This window comes from Lactobacillus sp. 23-2 (assembly GCF_044902225.1).
GTDB lineage: Bacteria > Bacillota > Bacilli > Lactobacillales > Lactobacillaceae > Lactobacillus > Lactobacillus absianus.
On the sequence record NZ_JAOQBX010000032.1, the window covers coordinates 1 to 21,628 of the forward strand.

The following is a 21,628-nucleotide window of genomic DNA, read 5'->3' on the forward strand; positions in this document are numbered from 1 at the left end:
ACATCGAGGTCTTCTTCAAGACCTGCAAGAGTTTCTTGAAGCTTGGCACTGAATATCACGGACTTTCATATGATGCATAGACTGCCCATACGGCTTGCGCTACATGTTCATGTCAGTTGAGAAGCGAGATGATGAAGACGATAGGACAATAGGCGAGCTCTTTTACTACATGGTGGACGAGCTTGTGGACATCACTTTCAATCACTCCCTTCAGATCCTAGTGGAAGCCATGTTCGAGAGCGTGAAAGAGATCTTCCAACCGACAGAAGAGCAGATGGAAAGGTTCACCAATGCTTTCATTTCCCGCTTCCCGAAGCACATGCAAGAGGCTATATCGCCATCACTAGCAGCTTAATTGAATATTTACTGGCTAAACTATTGAGTTTTCAAGGCTTCATAGTTCTTTTTGGTGTGGGAAGTTTAAGTTAGTTTTTTACTTATTTCTACAGAGGACAGTTGCACTTAACAGCTTTCAGCTGATAGCAAAATTTCTATAAGCGTTTATTTATCGTTTTTGTAGATTTATTAGTACTAGCCTCGCTAATCGCTGATATACCAACAATTGTGAAGATGGTTGAAGAAGGCCTTCGTGTTTTTATATTGTCGCTCAATTATCAAAAAAGTATTTCACAAGAATTAGGAAGGTCTTAGTTCCAACTGTTTTCGCCTAGTTTTTATAATCACATTCTTAAGATTTTCCCCAAAAGCCCATTATTGCTGTATTTGCCATTATTATTGCTAAACTACAATATAAAAGAATGGCGTTGAGCGATAAAAGATTTCAAAGAGCTTATTATTAAAAACCGCCAATGCTTCCTTTTAGGCAAACGAAAAGCCGCTGCTTATTTTTCTAAGCAGCGGCCTAAAATTATCGGCTTTTTCACTAAAATTGTCCCAAGTCTATCTGACTTTCTTACTTATATTTCCGAAAAATTTTCTCGGTTTCCCGTCCATACTCCGGCATCCCCAGCAAGTAGCAGTTCTTGACCGCCAGCTGGCAGTATTTCAATTTTTCTTCCTCCGGTTCTGTGCCGACACTTTTCCACAATTTGCCGGCTGAGATAACGGTTGCTATCCAAGTCGTAAAAATCCATGAAATTGCAGTATAGCATCGTCCATTAACTTGGACGCCTTTTTATTCCTAAAAGAATAATGTTCATCGTTCATTCAACTATTAATTCATATATTGCCAATAATTTTGCTAAAATAAAAAATTTTGGCGTTTTTTCGTGTACTAGTTATTGGAGGGAAAATTTCCTTTCTAGAAATGGAGGAAAAATGTCAAAAGCAAATTCAGCCGTCCGCGGCAGCAAGGACGTCATCCAAAAGATCCTACTGGACAAGAACGAGATTTTTGCTGATGTATTGAACGGCTTCATCTTCAATGGCAAACAGGTCATCAAGCCAGAGATGCTGGCAGACACAAACACCAGCAGCTACTACAAGGCTAATGGAGAGATTCACGGGCAAGACCGGGACGTGGCCAAGCTGCTGACGATCGACAAGACGAAAGTCGTCATTTCACTGGTCGGAATTGAAAATCAGACCAGGCCAGACAAGCACATGCCGGCGCGGGTGATGAACTACGATGCCGCAGCCTACCGCTACCAGCTTACCAAAAGCAAAACGCTCTACCCCGTGCTCACACTGGTGGTATACTACGGGAAAGAAGCTTGGAGCTACAACCGGAACCTGCTGGGGAACATCAATATGCAGAAGTTGCCCAAAGAAATGCGGCCGTTGATCAGCGATTACGAGATCAAGGCTTTTTACCGGATCAGCGACTTGTCGGCACAAGAGCTGGATAAGCGCTTCAGGAGCGCCTTTTTCTGCCTGGCGGAGTACTTCATCCAGACCAATGCGGGTGAAGAATACCACCCCAGCGCCAAAAAACTGTCGATCGAAGATATCCTGCTTCTTTTGGATATGATGAATGCTCTGTCTGGCACCCATGCTTATGACGAGTTAATCAAAGAATTAGGAAAAAGAAACAAGAACGAGGTGACTACCATGACTGAAGTACTGCCAGAATTCATGCAGGTCAAAATTGACCGGGCAAGGAAAGAAACGACCGAGAAGGTGACTAAAGAAACGACCGAGAAGGTAACTAAAGACTACTTGATCAACATCCTTAGCACCACCAACTTAACTCCAGACGGAGCCATGGACCTCCTAGGCATCCCCAAAGATGACCGGCCTATGTACAAGGACTTGCTCAAGAAAACAGGTGACTACCATGACTGAAGTACTGCCAGAATTCATGCAAGTCAAGATTGACCGGGCAAGGAAAGAAACGACCGAGAAGGTAACTAAAGACTACTTGATCAACATTCTTAGCACCACCAACTTAACTCCAGACGGAGCCATGGACCTCTTAGGCATCCCCAAGGATGACCGGCCTATGTACAAGGACTTGCTCAAGAAAAAGTAAGCAGCAAAAAAAGCGGACAAGTTTGCCTTGTCCGCTTTTCTTACGCATTATTTTATAATTCATCACCGTTTGAAGCGATAACCTTTTGGTACCAGTAGTATGAATCCTTAGGCAGGCGCTTAAGAGTACCTTCACCCTTGTCATCACGGTCAACGTAGATGAAGCCGTACCGCTTGGACATTTGACCAGTTCCGTTAGAAACGCAGTCAATGCAGCCCCAAGTCGTGTAGGCAAGCAGGTCAACCCCGTGTTCAACTGCCTTGTCCATCGCCTTGATGTGCTTTCTCAAGTAGTCAATCCGGTAATCGTCATGAACAGTGCCATCTTCCAGCTTGTCAACGGCACCAAGACCATTTTCAACAACCATCATTGGGATGCCATAACGGTCATACATCTTTTCCAAGTACAGTTGCAAGCCGTCTGGGTCAGTTGACCAGCCCCATTCAGAGTATTCAAGATATGGGTTCTTAGCACCAGCAGCGAAGTTGCCCTTAGCCTTTTCGCCAACATCATGGGTGGTAACCATGTTTGACATGTAGTATGAGAAGGTGTACATGTCAACTTTACCTTCCTTCATGACTTCAAGGTCGCCGTCTTCAATCTTCAAATGAACATTGTGTTCATCCCATAAGCGCTTGGCAAAGCTTGGGTATTCACCCTTAGCTTGCGCGTCAGCACAGTAAAGCTGGCTCAATTCTTCTTCATAGCGGGCAGCCAAAGCATCCTTTGGGTCAGGGGTGCCTGGGTAGTAAACAGAACCGGCAATCATGTTCCCGATCATGAAGTCCGGGTTGATCTTGTGACCTGCAACAACTGCCTTAGCGGAAGCAACGAATTGGTGGTGCAGCTTTTGGTAAGCCTTTTGGTAATCTTCATCAGATGCCTTGCCATCGCCCACCATCTTCAAGAACATCAAGGATGAGTTGATTTCGTTGAAGGTCAGCCAGTACTTAACCAGGTCCTTGTATTCCTTGAACAAGGTGGTCGCATACTTAACGTAGAGGTCAATCATCTTGCGGTCTTGCCAGTCGTTATACTTTTCACCTAAGGCCAATGGATCTTCATAGTGGGAAATCGTAACTAATGGTTCAATCCCGTTCTTCTTCAGTTCTTCAAAGACTCTGCGGTAGAAGTCCAGCCCTTCCTGGTTTGGCTTGTCTTCTTCACCGGTTGGGAAAATCCGCGTCCAGGCAATGGAAGTTCTGAATACCTTAAAGCCCATGTCCGCGAACATCTTGATGTCTTCCTTGTAGTGATGGTAAAAATCGATCGCTACATGGTTCGGGTAGTATTCATTGTCAAAAATCTTCCCCTTAGCGCCCTTTGGCAAGGAGCTGGCAAACATCCCAGCTACTTTGCCATCCTTGCCATCCAAGGTATAAGTCAAGTAACGCGGGCTTTCCAAAGAGCCGGCCGTGGTAATGTCAGTCACTGACAAGCCCTTGCCGCCTTCGTTGTATCCACCTTCAACTTGGTTAGCTGCTACCGCGCCGCCCCACAAAAAGTCTTTTCTAAAATGAGCCATTATTTTTCCTCCTAAATTGTAAGTTCGAGTTTATTGCCATCTAAATCTAAAACAACCGCTTCATAATAACCGTCCCCCGTAACGCGTGGGCCACTGGTTAAAGTGAAGCCATCTTTGGTCAGTTGGTCGACTTTTTGATTTACCGCTTCTTTTGAGCCAAGGCTGATAGCCAAATGCGCAAAACCTAAGCGATTTTCAGAGTCATTTACCAAATGATCCAGGTGACCAAGTTCTAATCTCGCGCCATCACTAAAAGTCAGGAAATACGACGAGAAGCCTGTTCTTGGGTTATGATACTTTTCGCCAGCTGCAGCAGCAAAGTATTTTTCATAAAATGCCCTTGCCTTTTCTAGATCAGACACGAATAGGCCAACATGTTCAATTCGCATATCTCACCTCATTAAAATATTTCTTCCGACAAACAGTATGGTATCATATGAGAAAGCGATTACGCCCCATTTCTTAAAGCACTTAGGGACGATTCATAAAGGAGAAAAGAACATGCCCATTGCTTACGAAGAGGTCGACAATCTCGCCCGCCTCCCCTTCAAATTTTTCAAAAGATCAAATTACGCTCCTAAAGCCCCCACTCACTGGCATACCGGGATCGAAATTGATTATTTGGTATCTGGGGAAGACTTCAAAGTTGTCATTGCTGGCCAGACCCACCATTACAATTCCGGCGATATTTGGGCTATTGACCGCTCACAGATTCATGCCGCGACGGGGCACAAAGACCGGTCTTATTATGTAATGGGAATGATTATTGATAATACTTTTTTAGAAAAAGAATATCCTTCCAGTAAAAATTGGCGGATCAAGATGGAGCATATCAGCCGCGATACTGCCAGCTACCGGCAGTTAAGAAAAAATCTGATTACCATCGCTGAACTCGTCGACCATCCCATCAGTGACAGTATCCGCTTTTTAATTTTGAGCGAATTTTTTCAAATGATTGTCCTGATCGACAGCGAATATACTGAAAAAACGGACATCACAACGCCGCCCAACCAATCTTTGGCTGACACGGTGATCGCCTACATCGCCAACAACTCTTCCACCAATATCACGGCACAAAGCATTGCTGAACATTTTAGAATTTCACAAGTGACTTTAAATAAAGAATTGAGCCAAGTGACTAAACTTCCTTTAGGCAAATACTTAAAGCAAGTCCGGCTCATGCATGCCAGATACCTCTTGCTGAGTACAAATCATTCCGTCGCCTACATTGCCAATTACTGCGGCTTTTCTTCAGCCAAAGTTTTAGAACGTAATTTTAAAGCCTGGAAAAAATGACCCCCAGCCAATATCGGAAGGCCTTCAGCAAATATTTCAATGAATGAAAAAACGGACAAGCCAAACTTGCCCGCTTTTTCTTTAACCTGCAGTATTGCTCAAATGAATCTCCCTGTCAAATAACTGCCGCATCTCTTCAGTCAAGTTGTGCGCGATAAAAACAATAGTTGCGTCGGTTTGCAGCAGATTCTGCAGAATTTCCAAGCCATTGTGTGCATCGATGGCTGAAGTGCCTTCATCAATGAAAATCAGCTGACTGTTATGGATTTGTGCTCTGGCCAAAACCACTTTTTGCCGCTGGCCGCCAGACAGGGCATGCTTGCCTTGATCGAGTTCCGTATCTACTCCTGCCGGGAATTTAGCCAGATCTTTTTCCAAATTTACCTGCTTAGCAAAATGCATTACCCGGTCATTCAGCTTGAAGTTGAACATTGTAATGTTTTCCTTGATTGTACCTGGAAAGAGAACCGGATCTTGCGGAACATAACCGATTTGAGACAGGTCTGGCCGCTCAATTTCTTGCCCGGCTTCGTTTTTAAAACAAATCTTTCCAGTCGCCAATGGCAACTCCTGCAGGATCAGCTTGAAAAGCGTAGATTTTCCAGTCCCGCTGTCACCTGACAATAAGATTTTTTCTCCCCGCTTGATTTGAAAATCCGGATAAGTAATTTTTTCTTCATTACTAAAAGCTACAGACAAGTCTTGAACTGACAATGACTGAAAATGGTCCAAACTTTCTGTCTTTTCTAAGTGGTCGGTCTGAACTGCAAGCTGCTTTCTTAGCTTGGCGTTTAAAGTTTTGCTTGACTGCAAAACAGTATATTGGTTGACCACAACTCCCAATTCAGTAAAAATCGTGCTGGCAAAGTTGCCAATGCTAAAGAAGACGCCAAAATTCATCCGGCCAGTAATAATCAAGACACCTGAAACGAGCAAAATTAAGGCCTGGGACAATACGTTTGCGTCATTGTTAACGGCGCTGGCAAATTGCATCCGGCCGGACCGTCTGATATTGGCATCTTCAAGTTGCTCGCCTTGAGCAGTCGTCACTGCCAAAAGCTTCTGCTTGACGTGATATCTCTGCAAAACGCTCAAACCGCTAAACCATTTTTCCAGCATGTCGAGATAGCGTTTGTTTTCATTAGAAATATCATCCGTGGCCTTTTGCAAAGCTGGAGATAAAAATCGTGGCATGAAAAACATCAAGACTGCAAGGGCCAGAATTACCAGCAATAAAAGCCAGCTGTAGGTAAAGACGATGATTGAGGAAAGGACTACATCCAATCCACAAGCGGCAATTTTCAGCCATGGAGCCAGAAAATTTTCACCCAGCATGTTTAAATCTTGGGTCAAGCTGTTTTGAACGCTAGAAACTTTCGGTGCCCTATTACCGCTGTTGTAGATTTTTTCCACTTCAGCAGACCGAAGCTTGTGGAAATACTCTTGAGTCTGTTTATCATACAAGTAATTGGCTCTATAAGACAGGCCGCTACCGATGGCATCGACCACAACATTGATCCCGATAATTGCCACGAAAAGCAGCAGGTTTCCTTTGCGCAAGCTATCCCCCAGCAGCGTCAGCAAAGCGTTGTTGCCCGCCAGAAGCGCGCTGCCGCCAATAACTAAAAGAATGATCGCAATAAACCTAACTCGATTGCCCTTGATAAAATCTGAATAATACAGAACACTCACAACCTTTTTAAAGAATTCCCCCACGTTTCCATGTGTTAAGTATATATTAAAAAATAAAAAAGTTAAGTGAGTTTTTTCATTTTTACACAAAAAAACTACCCGGCAATAACCAGGTAGTTTCCTCAGCGGAGAAAATTCCGCTTATTTTATTCGTATTCAATAGTTGCCGGCGGCTTGCTCGTTACGTCGTACAGTACACGGTTAACCTGCTTAACTTCGTTGACGATCCGCACGGAGATCTTCTGCAGAACATCCCATGGAATCTGGGCAAAGTCAGCCGTCATCCCGTCAATTGACGTCACGGCCCGGATGCCCAGGCCAAGGTCTGGGAATGGCTTTCACTCTTTTTTAAGCAGCAGCCGAAAAATTTGATCGCTAGAATTCAATGTCGATATGAATCTTAATTCTACCTTTAGCGCTCATGAACCTCACCCCCTAAGCTCGTCAAACTTCATCGCCAAATACAATTCGATTTTTCATTCACGAATCATCCCCCTTTTTTGAAAGATTTCGCGTTTTAGTATAATCTGATAAAAAAATAGATAAATAAAAGGTCATACCTGCAAGCAAAATTGCAGATATGACTTTTTTACATATGCTCATCTAAAAACTTTTGAACCTCTTGTCCGTATTCCGCCATCCCTAACAACTGATAATTCTGAACCGCCAGACGGCAATATTTCATTTTATCCGCGCTTGGTTTGGCTTGATAGGCTAGCAAATTCTCAAAAAACAACAGCGAGTTCTTGTAGAAAAACAGCTCTGGCCTGGTTGGAATCTGCTTGCCTGCCTCGATAAAATACTCTGTTCCATTCGCTTCTCTCTTCTCAGCAAAATCAGTCAGCAGATTATCAATAATCGCCAGCAGGGCAACTTGAATATCTACATCTGTCGTCTGCCTGTATTTTTCTACAATTTGCCGGCTTAGATAACGGTTGCTTTCCAAATCATAGAAGTCCATGAAGTTACAGTACAGCATTAACCGCTTTTTATCAAAAGCGGCAATATTAAATATCTTGTCCTTAATCTTCTGCCGCAGAGCTTCATTTGCCTCTTGATCATCTTTAATTGTTTCCATCCAGCCCTCAATGATCAAGAGCTGCTCTTCCTTGTCTGGAAAGTTGCTGGCTTGAACCTCTTTAGACAATTGCTGAAAATCTGCTTGATTTCCGTGGTAATATGCCTGCATCAACCGAGCCCGTAAATTCTTTTCCCACTTCTTCTGCTGATCAGCATTCCCTTCCAAGTGACTGAAGAATTCCCATAAAGGGATGTGGTTAGCCTCCAGCAGCCTCAGCAAATCTTCAGCGCTTATCCGGTTTAGCCCTTTTTCAACTTTCGAATAGAATGAAGGGCTGATCACGTTGCCTGCCCATGACTTTTGTGTTTTTCCCTGCTCTATGCGGTATTTTTGAAGTAATTCGCCAATTTCCATCTCTAGCTCCTTCACTGTCAAATATGACATTTTTCGCTAACCAGTTCATGAAGCCTTATCTTAAAGCAAAAATCTTTTTTACGAAAGCTGGTTCAACAATGAATTCTTTTCTCAATAACTTAAACTTCCGCCGCTTTGCCACCGGTGGACTCCTGTCAGCCGCAGGCGACGTCTTCTTCTATCTGGCATTTATGACTTATGCCAGCCAAATGCACAACTATTCTTTAGCTATCTCTTTAATTGCAATCTCTGAAGCCGTACCAAAATTTCTAGAGATATTTGCTGGCTACTTAGCTGACAAAAGCAATCACAAATTTCGTAGTATCGTGCTGACCGCGCTTTTACGCTGTCTCTTATACGCCTTGGCAGCTCTGCTTCTAGCTTCTAAGGTTGACCAATGGAAACTCCTGCTGGCCATCATCACCATCAACTTCTTATCCGATCTTTGTGGCTCCTACTCTTCGGGGCTGATAGTTCCGCTCGTGGTCGACCTAGTTGGACAAGATAATTTCGGTGAAGCAGAAGGATTCGTTAGCGGTACTAAACAAATTATCGACGTTCTGGCTCAATTTGCCGGGGCTGGATTAATCCTGGTTCTTTCCTATGCTGCTCTGGCCTGGATCAATTCTCTGACTTTTCTGATCGCCGCGGTTCTTTTTGCCTTGGTTAGCCGGAAGACTGGTCCGGTTCATGCAACTACCAACAAAACTCCAGCTTTTTGGCAAACCATGCGGCAGGCTTATCAGCAAACACAGAAACAGTCTGGGCTCTTAACCATCATACTTGTTTTAGCAGTAATTAATGCCTCACTAGCCGCGATTGAGCCCTTGTTTTCAATTACTCTGGCCGCTCACAAAAATAGCATGGTCATTTTAAGCTACAGTTTTACCCTGGCGCTGACCAACGTAGCAGCAGCAATTGGGGCAGCCGTTGGCAGTATTTTTGGTCAAAAGATTTTCCGTTCAGTCAACATTTTTAATCTAGCTAGCTTGACCGCCTTATCCAGCCTATTGACCACGCTGAGTCTTTTTTACCATAACGGCTGGCTAACTGCAGCTTGGTTCAGTCTCTTAGCAGCTTTGGCCAGTGCTGTTTCCATCAAAATGACCCAATGGCTGGTAACTAGCGTTGATCGGCAAATTTTGGCTTCAACTGTTGGTCTGCTGAATACCATTCTGATGGCGGCCAGTCCTTTGATTACAACTTTGGTCACCACTCTTTCTAGTTTTAGCTTGACCTGGGCAATCATCAGCTTACTTGCCTTAGAAGTTGCCGCTTTGGCAGTATTAATTGCCCTCAACCAGCGGCTTCGACTATCTCAGCCTAACAAGTAGCATGTCATAAGTCAAATGCGTCAGATCAATACCACTTTGACATCAACTCGGCTTATTTCTGCTGGCAAAGCCCTTATAATTTTGAAGTGACGAAAGAAGTGACCAATGAGGTGACTAGAAAAAAACACTGAAAAGGTGACTAAAGATCACTTGTTCAACATTCTAAAAACTACCAGTTTAACTCCGGACGAAGCCATGGATCTCCTGGGCATCCCCAAGGCTAATCGACCTATGTACAGAGATCTGCTCAAAAAAATAAGCAACGCAAAAGCGGACAAGCCAAGCTTGCCCGCTTTTTCTTTGTTGACCTGTACTAGGCAACTAGTGTTGAGTTCTTTAGCCTACATAAGAAAAAACTACCGAGTCAGCTAACCCGGTAGTTTCCCCAGCGGAGAAAATTCCGCTTATTTTATTCGTATTCAATGGTTGCAGGCGGCTTGCTCGTCACGTCGTAGAGTACGCGGTTGACCTGCTTGACTTCGTTGACGATCCGCACGGAAATCTTTTGCAGAACATCCCATGGAATCTGGGCAAAGTCAGCCGTCATCCCGTCAATTGACGTCACGGCCCGGATGCAGACAGCATAGTCGTAAGTCCGGCCGTCGCCCATGACCCCGACGCTCCGCATCCCTGGCAGAGCAACAAAGTATTGCCAGATGCTTTCTTGCAGGCCCGCGTTCTTGATTTCTTCCCGCAGGATCGCGTCCGCGTCCCGGACGATCCGCAGCTTCTCTTCAGTAATTTCGCCGATCACGCGAATTGCCAGACCTGGGCCTGGGAATGGCTGCCGCCATACCAGGTCATGTGGCAGACCCAGCTTTTCACCCAAGACCCGGACTTCATCCTTGAACAATTGCCGCAGCGGCTCGATCAGCTTAAACTGCATGTCCTTTGGCAAGCCCCCGACATTGTGGTGGCTCTTGATCGTGTGGGCCGTATCGGTCCCTGATTCAATGACGTCAGTGTACAGCGTCCCTTGTGCCAGGAACTTGGCGTCCTTGATCTTCTTGGCTTCATCGTTGAAGACCTGCACGAACTCGTTGCCGATGATCTTCCGCTTCTTTTCTGGGTCGGTTACTCCAGCCAGCTTGGACATGAAGCGTTCCTTGGCGTCGACTCTGACGATGTTCACGCCCAGCCCTTCCTTAAGGGCAGCCATGACTTCTTCGCTTTCGTTCTTTCTAAGCAGGCCATGGTCAACGAAGATCGCCGTCAATTGGCTGCCAATTGCCTTGTGAAGCAGGGTTGCCGTAACGCTGGAGTCAACCCCGCCAGAGATCCCCAAGATGACGTTGGCATCGCCGACTTCTTCTCTGATTGAGTCAACGGACAGCTTGATGAAGTCATCCATGGTCCAGTTGTCCTTAGCCCCGCAGACGTCAAAAGCAAAGCGGCGCAGGATGTCCAGACCGTATTCTGAGTTGCGGACTTCCGCGTGGAATTGGATGGCGTAGAATTTACGGGCTGGATCAGCCATTGAGGCGATTGGGCAGTTCTTGCTTGAAGCCAAGACCTTGAAGCCTTCCGGCACCTTGGTTACCAAGTCGCCGTGACTCATCCAGACGACTTGCTTGTCTGGCAGCCCCTTGTACAAAGGACTTTCTGGCTCCTTGACTTCAATGTGGGCTGAGCCGTATTCAGCTTCGCCGGCCTTTTCGACCTTCCCGCCCAATTCCTTGGTCATCAGCTGCATCCCGTAGCAGATGCCCAGGATTGGAATCCCCAGCTTGAAGATTTCCGGATCAACGCCCAAGGCGTTTTCATCGTAGACGGAGTTTGGACCGCCAGAGAAAATGATCCCCTTAGGCGCGATTTGCTTCACTTCTTCAGCCGTAATCGTGTGCGGCAACAGTTCAGAGTAAATGCCAAAATCGCGGATCCGGCGGGTAATCAGTTGGTTGTACTGGCTGCCGAAGTCCAGAACGATGATCTTGTCAAAATTGCTTAAGTCGATTTTTGCCATTAGAAGTCAATGCCTCCGTAGTTAGGAGCAGGCTTGCTCATCATAACGTCGTGTGGGTGGGATTCACGCAGGCCAGCGTTGGAAATGCGGACAAACTGCGCGGTGTCGATCAGCTTTTGGATGTTTTCAGCCCCGCAGTAGCCCATGCCTGAGCGCAGGCCGCCAAGGATTTGATAGACCACGTTGCGGACGGTCCCCTTGTATGAAACTACGGCTTCGATCCCTTCTGGAACCAGCTTGTTGGCTTCGTTGACCCCGCCTTGGAAGTAGCGGTCGCTTGACCCGTGCTGCTGAGCCATGGCGCCAACTGAGCCCATCCCGCGGTAGGACTTGACCAGACGGCCGTCGCTGCCTTGTTGAACGTCGCCAGGAGCTTCTTCAGTCCCTGACAGCATTGAGCCCAGCATTACGGCGTTGCCGCCGGCTGCCAAAGCCTTGACCACGTCGCCGGAGTACTTGATCCCGCCGTCAGCGATGATTGGCTTGCCAAATTCCCGAGCTACGTTAGCCGCGTCGTAAACGGCCGTCAATTGCGGAACGCCAACGCCGGCAACGACACGGGTGGTGCAGATTGAGCCAGGTCCAATCCCGACCTTGACCACGTCAACGCCGGCTTCAAACAAGGCCCGGGTGCCTTCAGCGGTAGCAACGTTGCCGGCAATCAAAGTCTTTTCTGGGAAGTGGTCGCGGATTTCCTTGATCTTGCGCAAAACGCCGGCTGAGTGACCGTGAGCCGTGTCGATGACGATGGCGTCAGCACCAGCTTCAAACAAAGCTTCAGCCCGTTCAAAAGTGTCGCTGGTTACGCCGACAGCGGCAGCCACGAGCAGCTTGCCGTTGGCGTCAACGGCCGCGTGCTTGTCTTCTGGCGTGATTTCAGTGTTCTTGGCCAGTCTTACTTCGTCAGCCTGGGCCTTAATTGAAAGGTTTTTGTGGATTACGCCCAAGCCGCCCATCTTAGCCATGGCCGCTGCCATCTTGCCTTCCGTTACCGTGTCCATCCCAGCTGAGATCAGCGGAATGTTCAGCTTCAGATTTGGAGCAAGTTGGGTTGACAAGTCGACTTCGTTTGGCAAAACGTGACTTTCAGCCGGAATCAGCAATACGTCGTCGAAAGTGATACCTTGTTTAGCAAATTTGGTTTCCCACAAAGACATGATTTCTTCCTTTCAAAATAAAATGTCGATAGGTTACTTTTTAATTAAACCACTTTACACGTTTTTTCCCACTCGGTCAACAAAAAACGAATCTTTCTCGGGATTTTTTAATTGATCGTTTATTTTTGCGTTTTTTCATGACCTTTTTCCTGTTTTTCATTGAATTAATTCGGCTTTTGCTGTATGCTATTTATTAATCATCATTAATAATTCTTACTTATATATCGTCATAATCAGGTTGACAGTCTCTACCCGGAACCGTAAATTCCGGACTATAGGTACAAGAAGCAAATAGAAAAGCCTAAGTGCTTGTCATGATCTTCTTTTGCCTATCGTTGGCAGAAGAAGTTTTTTTATTTTCAGAGGAGTTTCATACGAAATGAAAATTTTGGAAGAACGCATCAAGAAAGATGGCATCGTTTTGCCTGGCGACGTGCTGAAGGTCAACTCCTTCCTCAACCACCAAATCGATCCCCAGCTGATGATGACCCTGGGCCAGGAATTTGCCCGCCTGTTCAAGGATGACCAGGTCACCCGCGTTTTGACTGCTGAAGCCAGCGGGATCGCGCCGGGCATCATGGCGGCTTACTGCCTCAAAGTGCCAATGGTCTTCGCCAGAAAGAAGAAGCCTTCAACGGTGACTGACGACGTCTACACGGCTGAAGTCTACTCCTACACCAAGCACGTGACCAACACGATTTCCGTGGAAGCCAAGTTCCTCCACAAGGGCGACCGCGTCCTGGTCATCGACGACTTCTTGGCCAACGGCGAAGCCGCCAAGGGGCTGATCTCTTTAGCTGAGCAAGCCGGGGCTGAGGTCGTTGGGGTCGGCGTCGTCGTGGAAAAGGCCTTCCAAGGCGGCCACGACTGGCTGCTGGACCACGGCTACCGGCTTGAGGCTCTGGCCAGCGTCAAGAGCCTCAAGGACGGCAAAGTCGAATTTTAAATAAGTTATTCAAATTTAGATATTAGTTTTTCAGGTTGATTTTATTTTAGGGAGTATTGACAAAATTATGAATCAAGCCAAAAATACCGAACCTTCGCAAGCCCGTTCCTTTGTCCTGGGCTTGCAGCACCTGCTGGCCATGTACTCAGGGGCCGTGGCGGTGCCGATCCTGATTGGGAACGCCCTCCACTTCAGCTCCGAGCAGATGACCTACCTGGTCTCCATCGACATCTTCATGTGCGGGCTGGCCACTTTAGTCCAGCTGCTTAAGAACCGCTACTTCGGGATCGGCCTGCCGGTCGTTCTGGGCTGCGCCATCCAGGCGGTTGCTCCCCTGATCTTGATCGGGCAGAAGTACTCAATCGGCACCATGTACGGCGCCATCATCGTTGCCGGGATTTTCGTCTTCCTGATCGCCGGAGTCTTCTCCAAGATCAAGAAGCTCTTCCCGCCAGTCGTAACCGGGACCTTGATCACTACGATCGGCTTGACCCTGATCCCAGTCGGCATCCAGAACCTGGGCGGCGGGTCAGCCACGGCCAAGGACTTTGGGGATCCCAAGAACCTGATCGTCGGCTTCGTCACCATTTTGGTGATCGTGGTCTTGCAAGCCTTTGCCAAGGGCTTCATTTCCTCAATTTCCGTTTTGATCGGCCTGATCGTCGGCACGGTGCTGGCGGCCTGCATGGGGATGGTTTCCTTCACGCCCGTCGCCCAGGCGTCCTGGTTCCACTTCCCGCAATTCTTCTACTTTGGCACGCCAAAGTTTGAATGGTCATCCTGCCTGACGATGATGATCATCGCCCTGGTTTCCATGGTTGAATCCACCGGCGTCTTCTTCGCCCTGGGCGACCTCCTGGGCAAGGAAATCACTGAAGATGACTTGAAGCGAGGCTACCGGGCTGAAGGTCTGGCCCAAATCCTGGGTGGCTTGTTCAACACCTTCCCTTACACCACCTTCTCCCAAAACGTCGGCCTGCTCCAGCTGTCAGGCATCCGCTCCAAGCGCCCGATCTACTGGGCAGCCGGTCTCTTGATGGCTATGGGCCTTTTGCCTAAGGTCGGGGCCTTGGTTACGATCATGCCAACGGCTGTCTTAGGCGGGGCCATGGTAGTCATGTTCTCATCCATCGCCGTGCAAGGGATCAAGATGCTGCTGAAGGTTGACTTCAGTGACAACCACAACCTCTTGATCGTCGCTATTTCCATGGGCTTGGGCCTGGGCGTGTCAGTTTACCCAAACATCTTCCAAGCCCTGCCGCAATCCTTGCAGCTGTTCCTGGAAAACGGGATCGTGATCGCCAGCCTGTCCTCAGTCCTCTTGAACCTGATCTTCAAGGGCAAAAAGGGGCTGGATGAGGATTAAAAAACCATTTCCGTATCATGCACTTTTGCTTCTGATCCGTTAGCCTCAGCTGTCTTGCTCAACATCTCAAATCTATCTCTTAAATCTCAATTTAAAGCTATCTTTAACATCTATCGCACATTTTTAATTCAGCTGAGGACAAAAAGCCCCTCTTCCGTTCCGGAAGGGGGGCTTTCTTTCACCGTTAGTTCTATTGCTGTTTTAATGTCCTTCCAGTCCCGTCAGCAGCTCCACGTGCCGCAGGTTGGCTAAGTCGATGGCCTGACCGCCAATAATGATCTGGTCTTCCGTATAGCCGGCAACGAAGCCCGCGATTTCCTGGGGCCGGTCCCCGTTCGCGTCCAATTCCTTGAGCTGGACGGTCACGGGCTGGTGGCGGCTGAAAGCCAGGCAAAGCACTTGGTCGCACTCTTCCCGCGTCATCTCCGTCCGCTCCGGTGCCGTCCATTGGCTCTTGGCCGCTGCTTGCTTGATCCGGGCCGTATGATCGCTTAAAAAGAAGCCCGCCCACTTCTTCATCCCCCGGTCCTGATAATGAGCAAAGAAATCGGTCACCCGCCGGTCGAACTCCTTACTCATAGGCGTTGCCCCCGTTATGGCCGCCAACCAGCCGGCTGCGGGCCAGCGCCGTCGCGCCTGGCAGCAGGCTGGACGCCCGCACGACGCTGGCAAAGCCGTACTTCTTCCGCAATTTGTCGACCACCCGGTCCCGCTGCTTGCGCTTGAGCTGCTGGTCTGGGGAAAGGAAGAAGGTCAGCTGCTGGCCAGTGTCGGGAACCAAGCAGCTGTAGGTCACGCCCAGGTGCCGCACGGCCTGGCCGCCCCACTTCTTCCGGAACAGAGCCCACAATTCCGCCACCAATTCGCTGGAAACGTCAGTTGGCGTGATCTTTTCCTGGATGCTGAAGCCCGCCGGATCGGCCTCAAAGTCAGCATAGCCGACATACAGACCCACCCGGCCAGCAAGCAGGTGGTGGGCCCGAATTCTGGCCGCCACTTGGTCGCCGATCTCCTGAATGACGATCTCAATCTGCCGCTGGTCCTCATAGTCCCGGTTCAGAATCTGGGAGTTCCCGTAGCTCTTGCTTTTGGGCTGATACTTGTGACGGATGATGCTCCGGTCCACCCCCCAGCTCATGGCGAAAAGCTGGTCGCCAATCAACCCGAACTCCCGCTCCAAAAGTGCCGGATCGCTGTGGGCCAGGTCATACATGTTGTTGATCCCCAGGCGGCGCAGGCGATTGGCCGTCCGGACATTGATCCCCCAGACATCCTCCAGCTTGGGGATCTTCCAAATGGTGTCGGGCACGTCGATGTAATGCCAGCGGGCAATCATCGAGGTCCGGTGCTTGGCTGAAATGTCCATCGCCAGCTTGGCCAAAAGCGGGTTCTCCCCGATCCCGCAGGTCGTGTACAGGCCCAGGTGGTCATGAATGTCCTTCTGAATCTTGCGGGCCACCAAATATGGATCATCCCCAAACAAGTGCCAGGACTCGGTCATGTCGATCATGCTTTCATCAATCGAATAGACGTGAATATCCTCATCGGCCGCGTACTTGCGAAAAATCTGCAGCACCTCCATGCTGCGCTTGATATAGAGGTTCATGTGGGGCTCAACCAGCAGCAGATCCGGTGCCTGCCTTCTCGGTGGCAGCTCCCGGGCCCGCATGACATTGCGCAGGCCATACTTCTGCTTGGCCAGGGGCGAAGCGGCCATGATCAAGCCAGAGCCCCACTTGGCCCCCGGCTGGCTGGACATGACGGCCAAGACGGCTTCCATCGGATTCAATCCCAGGCGCAGCGCTTCGCATGAGGCAAAGAAAGACTTGTTGTCGATCATGAAAATGACCCGGTGCGGCTCATAGCGGTAGTCATACATTTGAATCCACTTCTTTCTTGAACGTTTGTTCGAAATCATTATACCGAACTTTTGTTCGAAAAAGCAAGCGAACATGGCCAAAAAGACAAAAAAGAAATCTTCCCAGGAAAATTCCCGAGAAGACCTCTGGCGATACTTACTTTCTGGCCGCGTTTAAAGGCCCGCGGCCGGGCCTGAAAGAAGATGAGTACAACGAACGATGTGCTTCTCATCCTTCCCCCAAGGTGTAACCCTTTACATTCCTATTATAACCCATCTTCGGATCAAAAGCTTTGTCCAGGGCCCGTGGCAGCTTGCATTTTTTCAAGACAGCTTTTCAAGCCTTTTAGTAGTCGCCGTCCATGATCGTGTTCTTGACGATGACGTAGTCGACGCGCTTGATGGCTTCCAGATCCCGGCCGCCGGCGTAGGAGATTGAAGACTGCAGGTCCTGCTTCATCTCGTCCAAGGTGTCGGCGATGTGGCCACGGTAAGGAACCAGCATCTGCTTGCCTTCAACGTTGCGGTAGGCACCCTTTTGCACTTCTGAAGCTGAGCCCCAGTACTGCTTGTAGGTCTTGCCGTCGATCTTGATGACGTTGCCTGGAGATTCTTCATGTCCGGCCAGCATTGAGCCGATCATGACCATGCTTGCGCCAAAGCGGACTGACTTGGCGATGTCGCCGTTGTGACGGATCCCGCCGTCAGCGATCAGCGGCTTTCTGGCAACCTTGCTGCACATGCGCAGGGCCGCCAGCTGCCAGCCGCCAGTCCCAAAGCCGGTCTTCAGCTTGGTGATGCAGGCCTTGCCCGGGCCAACGCCAACCTTGGTCGCGTCCGCGCCGGCATTTTCCAGCTCACGGACAGCTTCTGGCGTAGCCACGTTGCCGACCGTCAAGAAGGTTTCCGGCATCTTTTCTTTAATGTACTTGATCATCTTGATGACGTAGACTGAGTGCCCGTGGGCCACGTCGATGGTGGTGTATTCCGGGATCAGCCCCTTTTCCACCAGCTCATCGATGAACTTGTACTCATCATCCTTGATGCCGACGGAGATTGAGGCAAAAAGGCCCTTGTCATGCATCATCTTGATGAAGCCGGCCCGCTTTTCCGGTTCAAAGCGGTGCATGACATAGTAGTAGCCATTTTCCGCCAGCCAAACGGCCAGCTTCTCATCAATAACGCTTTCCATGTTGGCCGGCACCACTGGGATCTTAAAAGTTCGGTTTCCAAATTTAACGCTGGTGTCGCATTCCTTGCGGCTCTTGACGATTGCCTTGTTGGGCACAAGTTGGATATCGTCGTAATCGAACGCTTCCATGCTAAAGTAGTTGCTCATCTATTGCTTGCTCCTTTTTCAAATTACCTTTGATACTTTACTTACATTCCGCTCAAAAGTCAAGCATATTCGAACCATTCACGAACGTTCCGAAAATATTATTCGGATTTTTTATTGACTAATCCACAGGTAAATGCTAATCTTTCTTAGGTACAGTTAAAGATTATTTTGAGGTGAAAATATGACATCAATCGCAGTTGTCGGCAGCCAATGGGGCGACGAAGGCAAGGGTAAGATTACGGACTTCCTGGGGACTACAGCAGACCTCTCAGTCCGCGCTAACGGTGGCAACAATGCAGGCCACACCATCGACTTTGATGGCCAGGAATTCAAGATGCGCCTGATCCCATCCGGCATCTTCGCTGCCAAGCACGGGGCCGTAATCGGCAACGGGGTCGTAATCAACCCTGAAGTGCTGCTCGGCGAATTGGACAACTTGGAAAAGCATGGCATCGACACCAGCAGCTTGAAGATCTCAAACCGCGCGCACATCATCATGCCATACCACGTAATGCAAGACACTTACGAAGAAGAAGCCAAGGGCAGCCTGAAGGTTGGGACCACCAAGAACGGGATCGGGCCAACTTACATGGACAAGGCTTCAAGAATCGGCATCAGAGTTTGCGACCTGATCGATCCAGAAACTTTGGCTGAAAAGCTGCACTTCAATTTGGAAGCCAAGAACGCCTTGTTCACCAAGGTTTACGGCAAGCCAGCCATGGACTACGATGAAATCTACAGCAAGTACGTTGAATACGGCAAGCGGATCAAGAAGTACGTCGTTGACACTTCAGTCTACGTCAACGATGCCCTGGACAAGAACGAAAAGGTTCTGTTTGAAGGCGCCCAAGGCATCATGCTGGACATCGACCAAGGGACCTACCCATTCGTCAGCTCATCAAACTCAGTTTCCGGCGGGATTGCCTCAGGCTCCGGCATCGGTGCCAACCGTCTGAACACTGTCCTGGGCATCTGCAAGGCCTACACGACCCGTGTCGGTGCTGGCCCATTCCCAACCGAACTGACCAACGCTACCGGTGACAAGATCCGTGACATCGCCCACGAATACGGCACGGTTACTGGCCGTCCACGCCGGGTTGGCTGGTTTGACTCAGTTGCCCTGCGTCACGCCAAGCGCGTTGCCGGCATCAACGCTTTGAGCTTGAACCTGCTCGATGTCTTCAGCGGCTTCGACAAGATCAAGATCTGCGTGGCCTACGACTTAAACGGCAAGGAAATCGACTACTACCCAGCCAACTTGAAGGAAGTTGAAGCATGCAAGCCAGTCTACGAAGAACTGCCTGCCTGGGAAGAAGACATTACCGGCGCCAAGAGCTGGGAAGACCTTCCAGAAAACGCCCAAAAGTTCGTCAAGCGCATCAGCGAATTGACTGGCGTTCCAGTCGTAACTGTTTCAGTTGGTCCTGACCGTGAACAGACGATCGTTCTGCAAGACCCATGGACTTTATAATCAAATGAAATTCAATTTCTTAGAGCAGCTCCAAGCAGGAGCTGCTCTTTTTTGGTGCCCCGCGGGGTTTTGATTGGCTTTTTTAATAGCAAAAGCAGTATAATAAGCCCTGGGGAGGCAGATAATTATGGCTACCTTAAAAGACTATAAAGCAACTATTGACTCTGTCACTGAGACAGAAATGTCCATTCTTGACAGCCTCGCCTACCTGCACGCCGAGCGGCTGCGCCGCGGCATCACGCAAAAGGAGCTGGCCGACCGGATCGGCATGAGCCAGCCCCAATTGGCCAAGATCGAAAAGGGGACCTCGCTGCCCAGCTTGAAGACCATGGCCCGCTATGCCGCTGGCCTGGGGCTGGTGGTTCACCTCAGCTTCACTCCCGCCGGCAAGCGGCAATCATCTAAATAGCCCGATATTCAATAAGTTATCCACAAAAAGGGTTCAAGCAGCTGCTTGGACCCTTTTTCCGTTAATTTAACTTTTTCCCATTACTCATCCACGTCAATGATCGTGATCTTGTAGTTGCCAATTGGCGCTTCCACGGTTACGGTGTCGCCGGCCTTGTGATGCATCAAGGCTCGGCCCATCGGACAGTCAAAGGGCAGCTTTCCGTCCAGGACGGCTTCTTCCATCCGGCCGACGATCTTGTAGCTCTCCTCTTCCCCGTCCTCTTCATAGCGGATGGTCACCGTCTTGCCCAGATTGACCTTCCCGTCCTTCTCGGTTTGAATCACTTCCGCGTACTTAAGCTGCTTGTTGAGATAGCGGACCCGGCTGTCCAGGTGGCGCAATTCCCGCTTGGCGGTTGAATATTCCGTATTTTCCGACAAGTCGCCCAGGGCCCGGGCCTCCTTGAGGTTTTGCACCCGGCGGGGCCGGTCGGCCTTGAGCGCGGCGATCTCGTCTTCAATCTGCTTGTAGCCTTCTGGCGTCATTTTTTGAAAATAAACCATGTCGTACTTGCCTTTCTTAATTTTTCATGGTCTAGTATAGCCCGTTTAAGGGGATTTTTCAGGATTTTGCTTAATTTTATAAATTCTTTCGTTAGCACTTGGAAAAGTTGAGTGCTAACTCTTTATTTTTTGAAAAAAAGAACTACAATATAATTTGAACAGAGAAAAAGGAAGCGGAAACATAAGTGATCCTTGTTTCCAATGCTTTTCCCTGTCTGCTTTCTGTATTGATCACGAATATTTTGTTGAAGGGAGTTTTATATTATGGCTAATGACTTAATGAACCGTTACAATGACTTATTCGATCACATGGGTGGCTGGCTCGACAACTCAAGAGACTTCTTGGACACCCATGCATTCAGAAACATTCTGCAAGCCGACGTTGCTGAAGACGACAAGGAATACACTGTCAAGATCGACGTCCCAGGCATGAGCAAAGACGACATTCACCTGGCATACAGTGACGGCGTTTTGACCATCTCCGGCCACCGCAGCACTTTCAAGGATGACAGCGACAAGAAGAAGAGCCTGATTCGCCAAGAGCGCAGCGAAGGCTCAGTCTCCAGAAGCTTTGCCTTGCCAAGCGTTGACAAGAGCCAGATCAGCGCTAAGCTGACCGACGGGGTCTTGACCGTGGTATTGCCAAAGACTAGCGCAGAAGAAAACGAAGACACGATTACCATTGAATAAGCCTAAGACGCTTGAAGAAGACCGCGAGGGCTGAAATCCTTGACCTGTTCAAGGGCCAGCCAATCGAGCTTTATCCTTTGGATTCTTTGATTAAAAAGCAAAAAGTTGTTAGAACTATGATATGACCCCCGAAATTAGGACACTAATTTCGGGGGTTATTTTCATGACTAA

Annotated in this window: 20 protein-coding genes, 1 pseudogene and 1 riboswitch; of the genes and pseudogenes, 10 read left to right on the forward strand and 11 right to left on the reverse strand. The window is 48.7% G+C overall.

Annotated features, from left to right (window positions below; translation table 11 throughout):
• The first annotated feature begins 109 nt into the window (after positions 1-109).
• The 3 genes from OCH80_RS08990 (at position 110) to OCH80_RS09000 (ending at position 2,431) form a co-directional block, all read left to right on the forward strand.
• Entirely contained in the window at positions 110-355 is a 246-nt protein-coding gene (locus tag OCH80_RS08990) for a hypothetical protein (RefSeq protein WP_404540182.1), read from the forward strand.
• 923 nt (positions 356-1,278) lie between these two features.
• The gene (locus OCH80_RS08995; RefSeq protein ID WP_404540185.1) at positions 1,279-2,244 is read left to right on the forward strand and encodes an Rpn family recombination-promoting nuclease/putative transposase; all 966 of its coding nucleotides are present in this window, start codon (positions 1,279-1,281) and stop codon (positions 2,242-2,244) included.
• On the forward strand, positions 2,237-2,431 hold the full coding sequence (locus OCH80_RS09000) for a hypothetical protein (protein ID WP_404540188.1): 195 nt from the start codon (positions 2,237-2,239) through the stop codon (positions 2,429-2,431). Before OCH80_RS08995 ends, OCH80_RS09000 begins: the two co-directional genes overlap by 8 nt.
• Positions 2,432-2,483: 52 nt before the next feature.
• Here OCH80_RS09000 and OCH80_RS09005 read toward each other — a convergent pair whose 3' ends face one another.
• Positions 2,484-3,956 (reverse strand): glycoside hydrolase family 1 protein, encoded by a 1,473-nt coding sequence (locus OCH80_RS09005; RefSeq protein ID WP_404540191.1) that lies wholly within the window; start codon positions 3,954-3,956, stop codon positions 2,484-2,486.
• Positions 3,957-3,967: 11 nt separating this feature from the next.
• Entirely contained in the window at positions 3,968-4,345 is a 378-nt protein-coding gene (locus OCH80_RS09010) for a VOC family protein (protein ID WP_404540193.1), read from the reverse strand.
• 112 nt (positions 4,346-4,457) lie between these two features.
• Between OCH80_RS09010 and OCH80_RS09015 the strand changes: the two genes are divergently transcribed.
• Entirely contained in the window at positions 4,458-5,252 is a 795-nt protein-coding gene (locus tag OCH80_RS09015) for a helix-turn-helix domain-containing protein (RefSeq protein ID WP_404540195.1), read from the forward strand.
• 81 nt (positions 5,253-5,333) lie between these two features.
• On the opposite strand, the gene OCH80_RS09020 is transcribed toward OCH80_RS09015, so the two are convergent.
• The 3 genes and pseudogenes from OCH80_RS09020 to OCH80_RS09030 all read right to left on the reverse strand — a co-directional run bounded on the left by OCH80_RS09020 (position 5,334) and on the right by OCH80_RS09030 (position 8,379).
• Complete coding sequence (locus OCH80_RS09020; protein ID WP_404540219.1) at positions 5,334-6,944, reverse strand: ATP-binding cassette domain-containing protein; 1,611 nt, start codon at positions 6,942-6,944, stop codon at positions 5,334-5,336.
• A 146-nt stretch (positions 6,945-7,090) separates the two neighbouring features.
• A pseudogene (locus OCH80_RS09025) lies at positions 7,091-7,270 on the reverse strand (GMP synthase (glutamine-hydrolyzing)); the annotation flags it as partial.
• Between the two features lie 263 nt (positions 7,271-7,533).
• On the reverse strand, positions 7,534-8,379 hold the full coding sequence (locus OCH80_RS09030; RefSeq protein WP_404540197.1) for a helix-turn-helix domain-containing protein: 846 nt from the start codon (positions 8,377-8,379) through the stop codon (positions 7,534-7,536).
• A gap of 47 nt (positions 8,380-8,426) precedes the next feature.
• Between OCH80_RS09030 and OCH80_RS09035 the strand changes: the two genes are divergently transcribed.
• On the forward strand, positions 8,427-9,713 hold the full coding sequence (locus tag OCH80_RS09035; RefSeq protein ID WP_404540200.1) for an MFS transporter: 1,287 nt from the start codon (positions 8,427-8,429) through the stop codon (positions 9,711-9,713).
• A 409-nt stretch (positions 9,714-10,122) separates the two neighbouring features.
• On the opposite strand, the gene guaA is transcribed toward OCH80_RS09035, so the two are convergent.
• Entirely contained in the window at positions 10,123-11,676 is a 1,554-nt protein-coding gene (gene guaA / locus OCH80_RS09040; RefSeq protein WP_404540202.1) for a glutamine-hydrolyzing GMP synthase, read from the reverse strand.
• Positions 11,676-12,833, reverse strand: coding sequence for an IMP dehydrogenase (locus tag OCH80_RS09045; RefSeq protein WP_209007163.1), 1,158 nt, complete (start codon positions 12,831-12,833; stop codon positions 11,676-11,678). Before OCH80_RS09045 ends, guaA begins: the two co-directional genes overlap by 1 nt.
• A gap of 197 nt (positions 12,834-13,030) precedes the next feature.
• Positions 13,031-13,128: riboswitch (purine riboswitch) on the forward strand.
• Between the two features lie 84 nt (positions 13,129-13,212).
• On the opposite strand from OCH80_RS09045, the gene OCH80_RS09050 reads away from it, so the two are divergent.
• On the forward strand, positions 13,213-13,779 hold the full coding sequence (locus tag OCH80_RS09050) for a xanthine phosphoribosyltransferase (protein ID WP_154548996.1): 567 nt from the start codon (positions 13,213-13,215) through the stop codon (positions 13,777-13,779).
• Positions 13,780-13,846: 67 nt separating this feature from the next.
• Complete coding sequence (locus OCH80_RS09055; RefSeq protein ID WP_404540206.1) at positions 13,847-15,145, forward strand: nucleobase:cation symporter-2 family protein; 1,299 nt, start codon at positions 13,847-13,849, stop codon at positions 15,143-15,145.
• Positions 15,146-15,346: 201 nt separating this feature from the next.
• Here OCH80_RS09055 and OCH80_RS09060 read toward each other — a convergent pair whose 3' ends face one another.
• From OCH80_RS09060 to OCH80_RS09070, 3 genes are all read right to left on the reverse strand, one after another.
• Positions 15,347-15,724 carry a hypothetical protein gene (locus OCH80_RS09060; protein ID WP_404540209.1) on the reverse strand — a complete coding sequence of 126 codons (378 nt, stop codon included), beginning with the start codon at positions 15,722-15,724 and terminating at the stop codon, positions 15,347-15,349.
• Positions 15,717-17,024, reverse strand: coding sequence for a Y-family DNA polymerase (locus OCH80_RS09065; protein WP_404540222.1), 1,308 nt, complete (start codon positions 17,022-17,024; stop codon positions 15,717-15,719). The genes OCH80_RS09060 and OCH80_RS09065 overlap by 8 nt, the downstream gene beginning before the upstream one ends.
• Positions 17,025-17,349: 325 nt before the next feature.
• On the reverse strand, positions 17,350-18,342 hold the full coding sequence (locus OCH80_RS09070) for a GMP reductase (protein WP_154548999.1): 993 nt from the start codon (positions 18,340-18,342) through the stop codon (positions 17,350-17,352).
• Between the two features lie 181 nt (positions 18,343-18,523).
• Between OCH80_RS09070 and OCH80_RS09075 the strand changes: the two genes are divergently transcribed.
• The gene (locus OCH80_RS09075) at positions 18,524-19,813 is read left to right on the forward strand and encodes an adenylosuccinate synthase (protein ID WP_154549000.1); all 1,290 of its coding nucleotides are present in this window, start codon (positions 18,524-18,526) and stop codon (positions 19,811-19,813) included.
• 127 nt (positions 19,814-19,940) lie between these two features.
• Positions 19,941-20,222 carry a helix-turn-helix transcriptional regulator gene (locus OCH80_RS09080; RefSeq protein ID WP_302187730.1) on the forward strand — a complete coding sequence of 94 codons (282 nt, stop codon included), beginning with the start codon at positions 19,941-19,943 and terminating at the stop codon, positions 20,220-20,222.
• A gap of 80 nt (positions 20,223-20,302) precedes the next feature.
• Here OCH80_RS09080 and greA read toward each other — a convergent pair whose 3' ends face one another.
• Complete coding sequence (greA, locus tag OCH80_RS09085; RefSeq protein ID WP_404540213.1) at positions 20,303-20,767, reverse strand: transcription elongation factor GreA; 465 nt, start codon at positions 20,765-20,767, stop codon at positions 20,303-20,305.
• A 264-nt stretch (positions 20,768-21,031) separates the two neighbouring features.
• Between greA and OCH80_RS09090 the strand changes: the two genes are divergently transcribed.
• Positions 21,032-21,457, forward strand: a complete 426-nt coding sequence (locus OCH80_RS09090) for an Hsp20/alpha crystallin family protein (RefSeq protein WP_404540216.1) — start codon at positions 21,032-21,034, stop codon at positions 21,455-21,457.
• The last annotated feature ends 171 nt before the right edge of the window (positions 21,458-21,628 follow it).